At 65.7% G+C, this 14,233-nt stretch carries 14 protein-coding genes; 6 read left to right on the forward strand and 8 right to left on the reverse strand.

Annotated elements, in window-relative coordinates; all coding sequences use genetic code 11:
• Nucleotides 1-203: 203 nt before the first annotated feature.
• The 3 genes from cysK to tcdA all read right to left on the reverse strand — a co-directional run bounded on the left by cysK (nucleotide 204) and on the right by tcdA (nucleotide 2,689).
• Nucleotides 204-1,136: a cysteine synthase A gene (gene cysK / locus ACFFJK_RS06090; protein ID WP_379678277.1), complete on the reverse strand. Its 933-nt coding sequence runs from the start codon at nucleotides 1,134-1,136 to the stop codon at nucleotides 204-206.
• Nucleotides 1,137-1,209: 73 nt separating this feature from the next.
• Nucleotides 1,210-1,764, reverse strand: coding sequence for an FKBP-type peptidyl-prolyl cis-trans isomerase (locus ACFFJK_RS06095; protein WP_379678278.1), 555 nt, complete (start codon nucleotides 1,762-1,764; stop codon nucleotides 1,210-1,212).
• A 34-nt stretch (nucleotides 1,765-1,798) separates the two neighbouring features.
• Nucleotides 1,799-2,689 (reverse strand): tRNA cyclic N6-threonylcarbamoyladenosine(37) synthase TcdA, encoded by an 891-nt coding sequence (tcdA, locus tag ACFFJK_RS06100; RefSeq protein ID WP_379678279.1) that lies wholly within the window; start codon nucleotides 2,687-2,689, stop codon nucleotides 1,799-1,801.
• Nucleotides 2,690-2,777: 88 nt separating this feature from the next.
• On the opposite strand from tcdA, the gene pdxH reads away from it, so the two are divergent.
• Both pdxH and ACFFJK_RS06110 read left to right on the forward strand, forming a co-directional pair.
• Entirely contained in the window at nucleotides 2,778-3,974 is a 1,197-nt protein-coding gene (gene pdxH / locus ACFFJK_RS06105) for a pyridoxamine 5'-phosphate oxidase (RefSeq protein WP_379678280.1), read from the forward strand.
• A gap of 50 nt (nucleotides 3,975-4,024) precedes the next feature.
• The gene (locus tag ACFFJK_RS06110; RefSeq protein WP_379678281.1) at nucleotides 4,025-5,260 is read left to right on the forward strand and encodes a class I SAM-dependent methyltransferase; all 1,236 of its coding nucleotides are present in this window, start codon (nucleotides 4,025-4,027) and stop codon (nucleotides 5,258-5,260) included.
• A gap of 2 nt (nucleotides 5,261-5,262) precedes the next feature.
• Here ACFFJK_RS06110 and msrA read toward each other — a convergent pair whose 3' ends face one another.
• Complete coding sequence (gene msrA / locus ACFFJK_RS06115) at nucleotides 5,263-5,802, reverse strand: peptide-methionine (S)-S-oxide reductase MsrA (protein WP_379678282.1); 540 nt, start codon at nucleotides 5,800-5,802, stop codon at nucleotides 5,263-5,265.
• Nucleotides 5,803-5,921: 119 nt separating this feature from the next.
• Here msrA and ACFFJK_RS06120 point away from each other — a divergent pair, with 119 nt between their 5' ends.
• The 4 genes from ACFFJK_RS06120 to ACFFJK_RS06135 all read left to right on the forward strand — a co-directional run bounded on the left by ACFFJK_RS06120 (nucleotide 5,922) and on the right by ACFFJK_RS06135 (nucleotide 10,931).
• Nucleotides 5,922-6,431 carry a flavin reductase family protein gene (locus ACFFJK_RS06120; RefSeq protein ID WP_379678283.1) on the forward strand — a complete coding sequence of 170 codons (510 nt, stop codon included), beginning with the start codon at nucleotides 5,922-5,924 and terminating at the stop codon, nucleotides 6,429-6,431.
• Nucleotides 6,432-6,661: 230 nt separating this feature from the next.
• On the forward strand, nucleotides 6,662-7,855 hold the full coding sequence (locus ACFFJK_RS06125; RefSeq protein ID WP_379678284.1) for an acyl-CoA dehydrogenase: 1,194 nt from the start codon (nucleotides 6,662-6,664) through the stop codon (nucleotides 7,853-7,855).
• 55 nt (nucleotides 7,856-7,910) lie between these two features.
• Complete coding sequence (locus ACFFJK_RS06130) at nucleotides 7,911-8,699, forward strand: nucleotidyltransferase domain-containing protein (protein WP_379678285.1); 789 nt, start codon at nucleotides 7,911-7,913, stop codon at nucleotides 8,697-8,699.
• A 132-nt stretch (nucleotides 8,700-8,831) separates the two neighbouring features.
• Nucleotides 8,832-10,931, forward strand: a complete 2,100-nt coding sequence (locus tag ACFFJK_RS06135; RefSeq protein ID WP_379678286.1) for a putative bifunctional diguanylate cyclase/phosphodiesterase — start codon at nucleotides 8,832-8,834, stop codon at nucleotides 10,929-10,931.
• Here ACFFJK_RS06135 and ACFFJK_RS06140 read toward each other — a convergent pair.
• The 4 genes from ACFFJK_RS06140 to ACFFJK_RS06155 form a co-directional block, all read right to left on the reverse strand.
• Nucleotides 10,928-11,821: a cupin-like domain-containing protein gene (locus tag ACFFJK_RS06140; protein WP_379678287.1), complete on the reverse strand. Its 894-nt coding sequence runs from the start codon at nucleotides 11,819-11,821 to the stop codon at nucleotides 10,928-10,930. The genes ACFFJK_RS06135 and ACFFJK_RS06140 overlap by 4 nt on opposite strands.
• 120 nt (nucleotides 11,822-11,941) lie before the next feature.
• Entirely contained in the window at nucleotides 11,942-12,085 is a 144-nt protein-coding gene (locus ACFFJK_RS06145) for a hypothetical protein (RefSeq protein WP_379678288.1), read from the reverse strand.
• Nucleotides 12,082-12,624, reverse strand: a complete 543-nt coding sequence (locus ACFFJK_RS06150; protein ID WP_379678289.1) for an OmpW/AlkL family protein — start codon at nucleotides 12,622-12,624, stop codon at nucleotides 12,082-12,084. The genes ACFFJK_RS06145 and ACFFJK_RS06150 overlap by 4 nt, the downstream gene beginning before the upstream one ends.
• A 69-nt stretch (nucleotides 12,625-12,693) precedes the next feature.
• Nucleotides 12,694-14,064, reverse strand: a complete 1,371-nt coding sequence (locus tag ACFFJK_RS06155) for an SGNH/GDSL hydrolase family protein (protein WP_379678291.1) — start codon at nucleotides 14,062-14,064, stop codon at nucleotides 12,694-12,696.
• Nucleotides 14,065-14,233: the final 169 nt, after the last annotated feature.

The following is a 14,233-nucleotide window of genomic DNA, read 5'->3' on the forward strand; positions in this document are numbered from 1 at the left end:
CAGGCCAATGCAGTGCTCATCAGCTAACAGCTCTTCCGTACTCACGGCCGCCTCCACAATCCTGAAACCATCGCGTCAGCATACGCCGAATCGATGTTTCAGGAATGTGGATGTACGTTAGGGCCTGCGCCGGGATGTCGTGCTTATGGTCTGGCTAAAAGATAGCATCGGCTCTGTTCACCCGCTGTAAACCAGCGCGTACCTTAGCCTGCCAGATTGGCGTACAAGGCGGTGCTGAGATACCGCTCGCCGAACGACGGAATGATCGTCACGATCAGCTTGCCCGCGTTTTCCGGCCGCCGCGCCACCTGGATCGCGGCCCACAAGGCGGCGCCGGACGAAATCCCGACCAGCAGCCCTTCCTCGCGCGCCGCGGCGCGGGCGGTCTCGAAGGCATCGTCGTTCTTCACGGTGATGACTTCGTCGTAGATGCCGGTGTTGAGCACCTGCGGCACGAAGCCGGCGCCGATGCCCTGGATCGGGTGCGGCCCCTTGCTGCCCTTCGACAGCATGGGCGAGGCTTCCGGCTCCACGGCGATGGCCTGGAAACCCGGCTTGCGCGCCTTGATGACTTCGCTCACGCCGGTGATGGTGCCACCGGTGCCGACGCCGGCCACCAGGATGTCGACCTTGCCGTCGGTGTCGCGCCAGATTTCCTCGGCGGTGGTGTTGCGGTGGATTTCCGGGTTGGCCGGGTTGTTGAACTGCTGCGGCATGAAGCAGTTCGGGTCGGATGCCACCAGTTCCTCGGCGCGCCGGATCGCGCCCAGCATGCCTTCGCTGCCGGGTGTGAGCACCAGTTCGGCGCCGTAGGCGCGCAGCAGCATGCGCCGCTCGTTGCTCATGGTTTCGGGCATCACCAGCCTGCAACGGTAGCCGCGCGCGGCGCACACCATCGCCAGCGCGATGCCGGTGTTGCCGCTGGTGGGTTCGACGATCACGGTATCCGGCTTGATACGGCCGGCGCGCTCGGCGGCCTCGATCATGGCCAGGCCGATGCGGTCCTTGACGCTGTGCGCGGGATTCTGGAATTCCAGCTTGCCGACGATCTCGGCGGCGGCGCCCTGCGCCATCCTGCGGATTCGTACCAGTGGGGTGTTGCCGATCAGCTCAGTGACATCGTTTGCAATGCGCATACCAGTCTCCCACACGTTGTTGATGTAGAGCGCCCGGCGCTTCCGAACGAGGAAGCGTCAGGGGCTCTTAGACTTACTTGACGTTCAGCAGTTCCACATCGAAGATCAGGTCGGCATCCGGCGGAATGTCGCTGCCGGCGCCACGCTTGCCGTAGGCCAGCGCGCTCGGGATGATCAGGGTGCGCTTGCCGCCCACCTTCATGCCCGCCACGCCCTGCTCCCAGCCCTTGATGACGCGGCCCGCACCCAGCTGGAACTCGAGCGGCGTGCGGCCGGCGTCGAGCGAGGAATCGAATTTCCTGCCGCGCTGCTTGGGCGCCAGCGGCTTGTGGAACCAGCCGGTGTAGTGCACGGTGACGTTGCTGCCGATGGTGGCTTCCTTGCCCTTGCCGACCACGCGGTCGATGATCTCGACCTGCGGCTGCGGGGCGGCCGGCACGGCCGGCTCGGCCTGGGGCTGGACGTCCTGCGGCTGGGTTGCCTGGGGCACCGCCTGCTGCTCGGGCGCCGGCTGGCCGGTCGGCTTGGCGGCGTCCTGCTGGGTGGCGGTGGTGTCCTGGGCGACTGCAGAAGGGGCGGCAACTGCGGCTGCCAGCATCAGGGCGGCGAATGCGGTACGACGGATCATGTTGGCTCTTCCATCAAAAGGATCAAAACTGATCCTATGATAGCAAGGCCTCTTCCGCTTGCACAGTTTGCTGTTGAGTATGGGCCTGCGCAGCGTCCTGCGGCTCGGCGTTGGCCGCGTCCGCCAGCTTGCGCAGCAGGTGGCCGGCCGCCACCATGCCGAACGTGGCCGTGACCACCATGCTCGAGCCGAAGCCGGCGCAATTCAGGCCGGTGACGCTGTTCGGGTCGACCGCGCAGGCATCGCCGCTCTCCGGGTAGCGCAGCGGCTCCATCGAGAACACGGCGTCGATGTGGTACTTCTGCTTTTCGCCCCTGGCGAAACCATAGTGCGCGCGCAGGATCTTGCGCACTTTTTTCAACAAGGGTTCCTGCTCGGTGCGGGCGAGGTCGCGCACTTCGATCTTCGTCGGGTCGATCTGGCCGCCGGCGCCGCCGATGACGACCAGCGGCAGCTTGTTGGCGCTGCAATACGCGATCAGCGCGGCCTTGGACTTGACGCCGTCGATGGCATCGACCACGTAGTCGAAACCTTTACCGGCGATCATCGTCTCGATGTTGTCCGGGTCGATGAAATCCTCGACCAGGGTCACCTTGCAAAACGGGTTGATCTGGGCGATGCGCTCCTTGAGCGCCTCGATCTTCGGCATGCCGATGGTCGACGTGAGCGCCTGCAGCTGGCGGTTGATGTTCGATTCGGCCACGTTGTCGAGGTCGATCAGCGTGAGGTGGCCGACCGCGCTGCGCGCCAGCGCCTCGACGATCCACGAACCGACACCGCCGACACCGATGACGCAAACGTGCGCCGCACGGAAGCGTTCGAGTGCACGCTCGCCATAGAGGCGCGCAATCCCGCCGAAGCGGCGCGCAAAGTCGATTTCGTCGTCCAGGGTAGCTGCAAGAGCAGGAGTATCGATGAGGTTCATCCCGCCATTTTAACGGACGTCGCCCGTGCAAAGCCCTTAAAATAGTTCTCAGTCAACCAAATTCTTCTCGTGTGTCAACAAAACGCCAATGACCTCACTCCTCCACGACACCGCTCCCGATTTCGACCAGCCGATCGCCGTCCTCAAGCATTGCCACAATCGCATCCGCAAGCAGTTGGCGACCCTCGACAAGCTGCTTGCCCACCTGCCCGAATTCGGCGCCGACGAGCAGGCACGCCAGGCCGCGACCGCGGTGCTGAAGTATTTCGAAAAGGCGGCGCACCTGCACCACGAGGACGAGGAGCAGGACCTGATCCCGATGCTGCGCGCCGTCGCCCAGGGCGAGGACGCCGCCACCCTGCAGGCGCTGGCGCCGGTGATCCTGCAGGACCACAAGGACATGGACGCGCTGTGGCAGGACCTGCACGAGCAGCTCACGGCCATCGCCGACGGCAGCTCGGCGGCGCTGTCGGCCAGCGCCGTGCAGCGCTTCTGCCAGCGCTATGCGGCCCACATGGAGCGCGAGGAAAGCACGATGGCGCCGATGGCGCTGCGCCTGTTCTCGCCGGAACAGATGGCCCAGCTGGGCGGGGCGATGCAGCGCCGCCGGGGCATTGGAGGCGAGACGCCAAGCGCAGCCTCGGTCGGCCAGGCGGTCGCCGACCTGCGCAAGGACTACGGCCAGGCCAGCCTGAACGAATCCGACGTGATGGACGACCCGATGCTCCAGTTCACGCAATGGTTCGAGCAGGCGCTGAAGGCACAGGTGAACGAACCGAACGCCATGTCGGTGGCGACGGTGGCGGCGAATGGCCGGCCGAGCTCGCGCATCGTGCTGGTGAAGCAGTTCGACGAGCGCGGCTTTACCTGGTACACCAACTACGACAGCCGCAAGGCCCAGGAACTGAAGGATTGTCCTTACGCAGCCCTGCTGTTCTTCTGGACTGAACTGGAACGCCAGGTTCGTATCGAAGGACGTGTAGAGCGCACGTCGAGCGAGGAAAGCGACCGGTATTTCCGCAGCCGGCCGCTCAAGAGTCGCCTGTCGGCTATTGCCTCGCACCAGAGCGCTCCGATCGGGAGCCGCGCCGAGCTCGAACAGAATTACGAGGCGGTGGCGCGGCAGGCTGGCGAAGATCCGGCGCGCCCGGAGAACTGGGGCGGTTTCCGCCTCGTTCCCGAGCGCCTGGAATTCTGGCAGGGACGCCGCTCGCGCTTCCACGACCGCATCGTCTACGAGCGGCAGGAAGACGGCAGCTGGACGCGCCAGCGTTTGCAACCCTAGGGCCGGGCGCGGCGCACGCTGCACGCCGGCCGTCGACGCCGGAGGTGACCGTGTTCGAACAGATGATGCTGTCGGCCTGGAGTGCGGGCCTGCGTGGCAAGCTGTCCCTCCCCTTGCGGGTGGAGCTCTGGAACGGCCAGAAACTCGAATTTTCGTCCGGCGCGCCGGGCGCCGACGGGTCAGGCGTGGAATCCCCGCGCGTGACCATCCGCGTCCCCGGCCCTTCCGCCCTGCGCTACCTGCGCTCCCCTTCGCTCTACAGCCTGGGGCGGGCCTACGTCGAGGGCGCCATCGACGTCAAGGGCCGTGCGGCCGACATCATCAGCGTGGGCAACGCGCTGGCGGCCAACCTGGGCAAGGAGCGCAACCGCCTGGTCGAGGCGCTGCGCCGCAGCGTGCCGCACACGCGCGAAAAGGACGCCGAGGCCATCCGCTACCACTACGACGTCTCCAACGAATTCTATGCCGCCTGGCTCGACCCGGCCATGGTGTATTCCTGCGCCTATTTCGACAATGGCGATGAAGACCTGGCCACGGCGCAGCAGCAGAAGATCGACCACATCCTGCGCAAGATCGACCTGCGGCCCGGCCAGCTGCTCCTGGATATCGGCTGCGGCTGGGGCGCCCTGGTGCTGCGTGCGGCAACGCGTTTCGGCGCACGCTGCGTCGGCATCACGCTGTCCGAGAACCAGGCCCGGCTTGCGCGCGAACGCGTCGCGCGCGCCGGCCTGCAGGGGCAGGTCGAGATCCGGCTGGAAGACTACCGCGACGTGGCCGGGCAGTTCGACCGCATCGCCAGCGTCGGCATGTTCGAGCACGTGGGCGTGCAGCACTTGCCGGAGTATTTTTCACGCATCAACAAGCTCATGGGGCCGGACGGCATCGCGATGAACCACGGGATCACGACCACCAACGTGGACAACGGCGCCACGCCCTACGGCGGCGGGGAGTTCATCGACGAATACGTGTTCCCGCACGGCGAACTGGCGCACCTGGGCACCGTGGTGCGGGCGATGCAGGAAGGCGGGCTGGAAGTGCGCGACGTGGAAAACCTGCGGCGCCACTATGCCCGCACCTGCGCGCTCTGGACCGACAACTTCGAAAGCAATGCCGCGCGCATCCGGACGCTGACGGACGAGAAGCGCTTCCGCATCTGGCACGTGTACCTGGCCGGATGCGCGTACGCGTTCGCGCACGACCGCATCAGCCTGTACCAGATCGTGTGCGGCAAGGCGGGGGGCGACCCGGCCGGGATGCCGTGGTCGCGGCGGTATATGTATCCCTGACGCTACTTGAGGCGTTCGGCGAAGGTCTTGCGGAACTTGGCCACCTTCGGCGCCACCACGAACGCGCAGTAGCCCTGCAGCGGGTGCTGGGCAAAATAGTTCTGGTGATAGTCCTCGGCCTTGTACCAGGTCTCCGCCGGCAGCAGCTGGGTGACGATCGGCGCATCCCACACCGCCGCCATCTCGGCCATCACCTTGCGCGCCGTCGCTTCCTGCTCGGGCGAGGTGGTGAAGATCACGGAGCGGTATTGCGGCCCCACGTCGTTTCCCTGGCGGTCGGGCGTGGTCGGATCATGGATGGTGAAGAAGATTTCCAGGATGTCGCGGTAGCTGATCACGTTCGGGTCGAACGCCAGCCGCACGACTTCGGCGTGACCGGTGCTGCCCGAACACACCTGCTCGTAGGACGGATTCGGCACGTGGCCACCCATGTAGCCGGACTCGACGCGCGTCACGCCGCGCGCTTCCAGGTAGACCGCTTCCAGGCACCAGAAGCATCCGCCGCCCAGGATGGCCACCTCACTGGCTGTTTGCTCGTTCATCACACACCTTGAATTCGTCAGTTTTGATGGTTCTTAATGTAACGCAAAGCAGTGTTTTATGCAGTGCGCTCAGGATTGGAAGCAGTCGGGGGCGCGACAGTGGCATAATGGCGCATCCTATGAATACACGTGCTCCCCGCGCCACCGTGCGTGGTTTCGATTCGGCCCATTTCCGCCACGCCCTGTCGCAATTCGCTACCGGTGTCACCGTCATCACCACGCGCCTTGCCGACGGCACTTTCCGCGGCCTGACCGCCAGTTCCTTCAACTCGGTCTCGCTCGAGCCCCCGCTCGTCCTGTGGAGCCTGGGTGCCGGCGCCAACAGCCTGCCCATCTTCAGCGGCAATTCCCACTACGTCATCAACGTGCTCGCCGCCGGCCAGCAGGAGCTGGCCATGCGCTTCTCGCGCCGCACCGACAACCCCTTCGAGGGCGTCGAGTACGAGCTGTCGCGCACCGGGCAGCCGATCCTGAAGGGGGTGTCGGCCTGGTTCGAGTGCCACAACCGCAGCCGCTATCCCGAAGGCGACCACGTCATTTTCGTCGGCGAAGTCGAGCAATGCGCGGTCCACCCGCAGCAGGCCCTGCTGTTCCACGGCGGCCAGTTCGGCACCACGCCGCAGCGCTGAGCCTGCTTCTTCCCTCCTGTCGCGCCTGCCGAGACCCGTTGCAACACAGCAATGGGATGTCGCCAGGCGGGCCTGTTGGCGGCCGAGCAAAAATGAAAATGGCTGTCGCAGTTTCAAAAGATGCAGCGGCGGGTCATTCCTATAATGGTCAGGCTCTGGCGCGGCCCTGTGGACGAGCGCGTCCAGCCGGCGAGCCTTTCGTACAAGAACCTACCGAGACAGGATGATCCATGAACCATTCCGATTCGCCCCGTAAAGCCGCATTCCACTGGGACGACCCGCTGCTGCTGAACAGCCAGCTGACCGACGAAGAGCGCATGGTGCGCGACGCCGCCGCCAGCTACTGCCAGGACAAGCTGCAGCCGCGCATCCTCGAGGCCTTCCGCCACGAGCACATGGACACGGACATCTTCCGCGAAATGGGCGAACTCGGCCTGCTCGGCCCGACCATCCCGGAACAATACGGCGGCCCCGGCCTGGACTATGTCGCCTACGGCCTGATCGCGCGCGAAGTCGAGCGCGTGGACTCCGGCTACCGCTCGATGATGAGCGTGCAGTCCTCGCTGGTGATGGTGCCGATTTACGAATTCGGCAACGAAGCGACGAAACAGAAATACCTGCCGAAGCTGGCCACCGGCGAATGGATCGGCTGCTTCGGCCTGACCGAGCCGAACCACGGTTCCGACCCGGGCTCGATGGTCACGCGCGCCCGCAAGGTCGAGGGCGGCTATAGCCTGAGCGGCTCCAAGATGTGGATCACCAACTCGCCGGTCGCCGACGTGTTCGTGGTCTGGGCCAAGGACGACGAAGGCGCGATCCGCGGCTTCGTGCTGGAAAAAGGCTGGAAGGGCCTAAGCGCCCCCGCCATTCACGGCAAGTTCGGCCTGCGCGCCTCGATCACCGGCGAAATCGTCATGGACGAGGTGTTCTGCCCGGAAGAAAACGCCTTCCCGGACGTGCGTGGCCTGAAGGGCCCGTTCACCTGCCTGAACTCGGCCCGCTACGGCATCGCCTGGGGCGCGCTGGGCGCGGCGGAGGCCTGCTGGCACACCGCGCGCCAGTACGTGCTGGACCGCAAGCAGTTCGGCAAGCCGCTCGCCGCCAACCAGCTGGTACAGAAGAAGCTGGCCGACATGCAGACCGAAATCACGCTCGGCCTGCAGGGCTGCCTGCGCCTGGGCCGCATGAAGGACGAAGGCACCGCCGCCGTCGAGATCACCTCGATGATGAAGCGTAACTCGTGCGGCAAGGCCCTGGACGTGGCGCGCGCCGCGCGTGACATGCTTGGCGGTAACGGTATCTCGGACGAGTTCGGCATCATCCGCCACATGGTCAACCTCGAGGTGGTCAACACCTACGAAGGCACCCACGACATCCACGCGCTGATCCTCGGCCGTGCCCAGACCGGCATCGCCGCGTTCTGATGTACCCGCGCCCGTGCCGCCGCGCGGTGCGGGCACGCTCCAGGGGAAACCGCCCGTGATCGCTGCCGGCATCCGGTCGGAGGTCCGCCGGCGCCTGCGGGCAGCCGAAACGGAGCACGATGTCCGGGTGCTGCTTGCCGTCGAGTCCGGCAGCCGCGCCTGGGGCTTCGCCTCGCCCGACAGCGACTACGACGGCCGCTTCATCTACGTGAACCGGCCGGAATGGTACCTGTCGGTCGGACTGGAAGAACAGCGCGACGTCATCGAATACCCGATCGTCGACGACATGGACATCAACGGCTGGGACCTGCGCAAGGCCTTGCGCTTGTTTTCCAAGTCCAATCCCGGCTTCGTCGAATGGCTGCAGTCGCCGCTGGTCTACGAAAGCACCGGCGTCTTCGCTGAACGGGCGCGCGCCCTGCTTCCCCAGGTTTATTCGATCGAACGCGGCGTGCACCACTATCGCAGCATGGCCAAGACGAACTTCCGCGGTTACCTGCAGGCCGAGCGCGTCCCGCTGAAAAAATATTTCTATGTCCTGCGCCCCTTGCTGTCCGTGCGCTGGCTGCTCGAGCACCGTCGCCCGGCGCCGATCGAATTTGCACGCTTGCTGCAACTGATCGACACCGACACGGCCCTGCGCGACGCCATCGACGCGCTGCTCGAGGCCAAACGCCATGCGCCGGAACTGGGACTGGCGCCGCAGTTGCCGGCCATCCAGCGCTTCATCGTGTCGGAACTCGGCCGCCAGGAAACGCTGTGCGTGACGTGCGACAAACGCCCAGAGGTGATGCCCTTGTTGTCGGGATTGTTCCGCGATGTCCTGCGGGAAACATGGGGATAAGTGGACTCGGTTCCTCTGCAACACTTTCTTTTAGGATTTCAATCGCGCGCCGTCAATACGGGAGAGATTTGCGTTACGATAGTTACTGACGTTGAATAACTAGACGTAGCTCAACCCATTTCGCGAGGCCCGATGAGCGACGCGGACGCACAACAGGCGCCAGCTGCCGGCAACACGCAGGCGTTGTCGCTCGAATTGCTGCTCCAAAACCTGCCGGGGGCAGCCTATCGCTGCCTGAACGATGGCGACTGGACGATGGAATTCGTCAGTGAAGGCATGGAACAACTCACCGGCTACCCGGCGGCGGCCTTCATGGCCCGGCCCGGCCTGTCCTACGCCAGCCTGATCCTGCCCGAAGACCGGCCCTTGGTCGAACGCGGCATCGCCCTGGCGCTGGCGGAAGGCCGGAGCTTCCAGCTGACCTACCGCATCCGCTGCGCCGAAGGCCACATCAAGTGGGTCTGCGAGCAAGGCGCAGCCTCGCCGCAGGCCGGCATGCGTTTGCTGGAAGGTTTCCTGTCCGACTACACACGCTTGCGCAACGCCGACATGCTGGTCCGCGAACAGGCTTCCTATCTGCAGCGGGCGCGCGATGCGATCGTCGCCATGGACATGAATTCGCGCATCACCTACTGGAACAACGGGGCCGAGCGGCTCTATGGCTGGAGCGCGCATGAGGCGCGCGGCAAGAAGTTCAGCGAGCTGCTGTGCGAAAACCTCGCGGCCTACCACACGGCCTACGAGACCACGCTCTCCAGCGGCGAATGGTCGGGCGAACTGGCGCACATGCGGCGCGACGGCGTCTGCATCGAAACCGATACCCGCTGGACCCTGCTGGCTCCCGACGACGCCTTCGGCTCGCCACAGAAGATCCTGGTGATCAGCACCGACATCAGCGAGCGCAAGCACAACGAAGCCAAGATCTACCGCCTTGCCTTCTTCGATGCGCTGACCGACCTGCCGAACCGTGCCAGCCTGCTCGACCACCTGCGCCGCGCCCTGCTGGGCAGCGCGCGCACGCGCAAGTGCGGCGCCCTGATGTTCTGCGACCTCGACAACTTCAAGTACCTGAACGATTCCCAGGGCCACGCGGCCGGGGACATGCTGCTGCAGGCGGTGGCGCGCCGCCTCGAGCACTGCGTGCGTGAAGCGGACATGGTGGCGCGTCTGGGCGGCGACGAATTCGTGATCCTGATCCAGCCGCTGGAAGACACGCGCGAAGGCGCGGCGGCCCAGGCCGAAACAGTCGCGGCCAAGGTGGTGGCCGCGATGGCGGCGCCGTTCCAGCTGGCCGAGATGACGTATTCGGTCTCGGTCAGCGTCGGCGTGGCGACCATGTGCGGCACGGTGGACACGGTCGAATCGACGTTGCGCCAGGCCGATGCCGCGATGTACCAGGCCAAGGCGTGCGGGCGCAACACCTACCGCTTCCATGACCCGGCCGTGCAGGCGGCCTGGTCGGCCCGGGCCGAGTTGGAAAACGGCCTGCGGCGTGCGCTGCGCGACAACGAATTCGTGCTGCACTACCAACCGCAACTCGACCGCAGCAACCGCGTGATCGGGGCCGAGGCCCTGCTGCGCTGGCGCCTGCCGGACGGCAAGCTGCTGTACCCGGCCGAGTTCATCCAGAACGCCGAGGAAAGCGGCCTGATCATCGACATCGGACGCTGGGTGCTGCGCACCGCCTGCACCGAGCTGGCGCGCTGGCAGCGGTTCCCGGACACGGCCGGCCTGACCCTGTCGGTGAACGTCAGCGCCGGCCAGTTCACCGAGCCGGACTTCGTGCCGATGCTGCAGCAGATCTTCGAGCAGACCGGCGTGCAGCCGTCCGGCCTGAAGCTGGAATTGACCGAAAGCCTGGTGGTGAGCGACTTCACGCATACGGCGCACACGATGGCCACGCTCAAGCGGCGCGGCATCAGCTTTTCGCTCGACGACTTCGGGACCGGGTACTCGTCGCTGGCCTACCTGCGCAAGCTGCCACTCGACCAGCTCAAGATCGACCAGTCCTTCATGCGCGACGTGCTCACCGACCAGAACGACGCCTCGATCGTGCGCTCGATCATCGCGCTGGGCGACAGCCTGGGCTTGCAGGTGATCGCGGAAGGCGTGGAGACGCCGGGGCAGCGCCAGTTCCTGTCGGACGCCGGCTGCTTCATCTACCAGGGATTCCTGTACCAGCATGCGCTGAGTTCGGAGCATTTCACCCAGTACGCCCGTTCCGTGCATTAAAGCGCACTTCTGGCCAGGACGAGCGGCCGCCCCCGCGCCCAACGGTTGGCGGACAGCGAGAACGTCAGCGCGCGCACCTGGTGATACCACCCTGCCGGCACGTACAGCATCTCGCCCGGCGCCATGATGCATTCGACCAGGGCCGCCCGGCGCGCCAGCGGGAACGCGTCGAAGTCCGGCGACTCGGGATCGAAGGGCGAGCCGAACAAGACCGGATTGGCCTCGCGCACGTATAAAAATTCATCGTGGTGCGGCGGCGCCAGGAAGATGCGCTTGGTTCCCCAGATCTGCGCGAAGATGTTGTCGTCGAAATCGCAGTGCAGCGGGGTCACCGTGCGTGCCGGGCCGATCCAGAAGCGCGGCGGGCCCATCTTGCCGAAGTAGGCCGGCCAGTGGCACAGCCCGTTCAGCTCGCGCAGTTCCAGGTTGCCGACGTAGGGCGGCAAACCCTCGGTGCCGGCAAAGGACAGCGCCAGGTAGTCGCCCATCGACATGTCCTGCATCGCCCGGTCCGGCGCGAATGCGGTGGCGACGTAGTCTCCCACCCGGGCACGTACCCGCAGGTGGGGATAACGGTCGCGCAACACCTCGGGGCCCATGGCTGACAGCGGCCAGCGGCCGACCAGTCCGGTGATGATGAAAGGCTGGCCGCGCATGGCCCGGGCCCGGAAGGCCGCCGCATCGAGCCGGCCCAGGCGCGGCACCTCGGCCAGGGGCGGCAGGCCGCGCGCAGCTTCCTTGATGGCTTCGCGCATTTCCCCGATCGAGGCCACGCCGCGCACCTGCGCATCGCGCTGCTCGCGCGCCAGCTGCAGGGCGCGCGCTTCTTCAGGCGTTATGGGCACTGCAGGCCTGGGTGGCAGCCGCGACGAACTTTTTTCTGTTGACATACTTCCCTACCATGTATTCCGGCAGCGCCGGTGCGTCACCATAGCGCAGCGCAGAAAGAAACGCCGCACCACAAAAAAAGCCCGCACGCGGCGGGCCTCGGGTGAAGCGACAACTGCTGCTTAGAACTTGTAGCCGACCGCCAGCACCACGGCCACCGGGTCCAGCTTCATGTGCTGCTTCTGGCCGGTCGAGAAGTTCACGTCGGTGCGCAGGCGGCTCTTGTTGACGGTGACGTCGGCGAACCACTTCTCGGTGAAGTTCACGGCCAGCCGATCTGGCCGGTGTACGTGAACTTGTTGTCGATGCTGAAGGTCGTCGGGACGCCGCTGCCCGGGTTGGTGATCGCGGTCATCCTGGCCGAACCACGCTCTTTCATGAAATAGGCGTAGGTTGCGCCGATGCCGACGAAGGGGCGGAAGGTCGCGCTCGGAGCGCCGAAGCGGTACTGCGCAAACACGGTCGGCGGCAGCGCCTCGACCGAACCCAGCTCGCCGGTGCCGGCGATCGCGCCCGCGCCATAGATCTTGTGCTTGTAAGGCGTGCCCAGGCAGGTTTCGAGCGAGATGTTGTCGGTCAGTCCGTAGGCGAAGACCAGCACCGGCTGGATGTCCTTGCCGACGTCGGCCTTGGTGCCCGGCAGGGCCGGCGCGCTGATGTCGCCGCTCTCGACCTTCGGGGTCAGCTGGTTGAGCCCGAACTTGGCGGTGAACTGACCAGCCGACTGGGCCGATGCCGTCGAGGCGCAGGCCAGCGCGGCAGCGACGGCCAGCACCTTGGCGACACTATGAAAACGTACTTTCATCTTTTCTCCTGATTTTTGATGAAGGCCCGCCCCTCCAGGACGGGCCCCTCGCGTCTTGCAGCGTGACGTTTACAGCCAGCCCTTGACGGCCATTTCCTTGAGGACGTAGCGCGCCACCAGGTTGTTCTCGAACGGCGTCGGGTGAATGTCGTCCGCGAACATGTAGCGGCTGACATCACCGGCGATCGTGTTGGACGGAGTGCAGATCAGGGACGTGGTGCCGAGCGGGTTCGGGCCGCATGCCGGGCTCGTGGTATTGGTCAGGCCGTACGGCGCCGGATTCTTCACCTGGTCGTTGCTGACGGTGTACAGGTCGACGTACAGGATGCGCGCGTCGTCGGCGCCCAGGCCGGACTTCAGCTGGGTATTGAAGGCATTGACCATGGCGGCGATCAGTTGCTGGATGTCGGCGGTGCGCGACTTGGCGGCCGGGGCACTGGCCACGTCCGGCAGGTTGGCGACCACGACGTACTTGGCGCCCTTGCCGACGATCTCGTTCTTCACCAGCGCCGCCATCTGCGCACCGGCGGTGCCCAGCTCCTGCACCAGCTTCGGGCCGTTGGCGGCGGCATAGTCGGCGCCGGCCTTGGCGCCGGCGGCAGTCGCATCGGCCTGGGCCTTGGCGACCATCGGGCCGTACACCGACGCCTGGGCGACGGCGGCATTGCCCGGCTGGGTCGCGGCGGCACCGACTGCGGCGGCGACGATGGTCTGGCTGGTATTTCCAGGACGTGCGCTCTCGGCCGCGATCGCCGCGCCAATTGCCTGGGCGGCCGCCTGCGGATTGCTGGCGCCGGCGGCCAGCTGCATTGCCAGCGAAGTCGCGAAGGTCTGGGCGCCGGCGGTATTGCCGGCGGCGGTGGCCTGGGCCTGCATGGTGCTCAACGCCATCAGCACGTCGTTACCGCCCGACAGGACGGTGACCAGCTCGGTGCCGCTGAACTTGTTGCCCGTGCGGGACAGGTGGTTGGCGATCTGGGCGACGAGCGGCAAGGTGGTTTGGCCGATCGACGAGCCGGTGGCCGGGTTGCCCGGCCCGACCGGATTGGTCACGCGCGAGCCGCCCTGGGCGTAGTTGAAGCAGTTGAGGTGCTGGGCCACCGGGATGGAAAAGCCCAGTGCGGCGTCGCCCGCCAGCCCGGTCTGGGCGGCGCAGGGCGCCGGCAGCTTCAGCTCGGCCGCCAGGAATTCCACCCAGACCTTGCCGTTCAGGTCGGGGCTTTTCGAGGTGCCGTCGCCATTGATGGTGTACTTGCCGCCGCCAGCGGTCTTGACCGCACCCACGGCGTAGGTCCCGACGTCGGACAGGCTGTCGCCGAACGATACCTGTTGGGTGAACGTCAGCTTCTGCGTTTGGTCGCCGCCGCCTGGGCTGGTTCCGCCGCACGCAGCCAGTACGGCCGCCGTCAACAGCGCGAGCGCGAGTTTGGTTTGACGCATTATGTCTCCTGAGTTGGAATTATTCTGAGGCGAACGGCCGTACTATTCGTGTCCGAATAATATGCCAGTGTTCAACTTGCTTGTATAGGAAAATAGTTGCTTATTCGTCAGTTCTTGGTCACAAAAGCAACATGACCGGGAGGCGATTATAGCCCCGCGATCATGCCGG

Source organism: Massilia consociata, assembly GCF_042432755.1.
In the GTDB taxonomy this organism is placed as follows: domain Bacteria; phylum Pseudomonadota; class Gammaproteobacteria; order Burkholderiales; family Burkholderiaceae_D; genus Telluria; species Telluria consociata.

Bases quoted from the DNA above. Each gene is read 5' to 3' on its own strand.
- cysK (WP_379678277.1), bottom strand. From the start codon at position 1,136: ATGCGCATTGCAAACGATGTCACTGAGCTGATCGGCAACACCCCACTG.
- ACFFJK_RS06095 (WP_379678278.1), bottom strand. From the start codon at position 1,764: ATGATCCGTCGTACCGCATTCGCCGCCCTGATGCTGGCAGCCGCAGTT.
- tcdA (WP_379678279.1), bottom strand. From the start codon at position 2,689: ATGAACCTCATCGATACTCCTGCTCTTGCAGCTACCCTGGACGACGAA.
- pdxH (WP_379678280.1), top strand. From the start codon at position 2,778: ATGACCTCACTCCTCCACGACACCGCTCCCGATTTCGACCAGCCGATC.
- msrA (WP_379678282.1), bottom strand. From the start codon at position 5,802: ATGAACGAGCAAACAGCCAGTGAGGTGGCCATCCTGGGCGGCGGATGC.
- ACFFJK_RS06120 (WP_379678283.1), top strand. From the start codon at position 5,922: ATGAATACACGTGCTCCCCGCGCCACCGTGCGTGGTTTCGATTCGGCC.
- ACFFJK_RS06125 (WP_379678284.1), top strand. From the start codon at position 6,662: ATGAACCATTCCGATTCGCCCCGTAAAGCCGCATTCCACTGGGACGAC.
- ACFFJK_RS06135 (WP_379678286.1), top strand. From the start codon at position 8,832: ATGAGCGACGCGGACGCACAACAGGCGCCAGCTGCCGGCAACACGCAG.
- ACFFJK_RS06140 (WP_379678287.1), bottom strand. From the start codon at position 11,821: ATGTCAACAGAAAAAAGTTCGTCGCGGCTGCCACCCAGGCCTGCAGTG.
- ACFFJK_RS06150 (WP_379678289.1), bottom strand. From the start codon at position 12,624: ATGAAAGTACGTTTTCATAGTGTCGCCAAGGTGCTGGCCGTCGCTGCC.
- ACFFJK_RS06155 (WP_379678291.1), bottom strand. From the start codon at position 14,064: ATGCGTCAAACCAAACTCGCGCTCGCGCTGTTGACGGCGGCCGTACTG.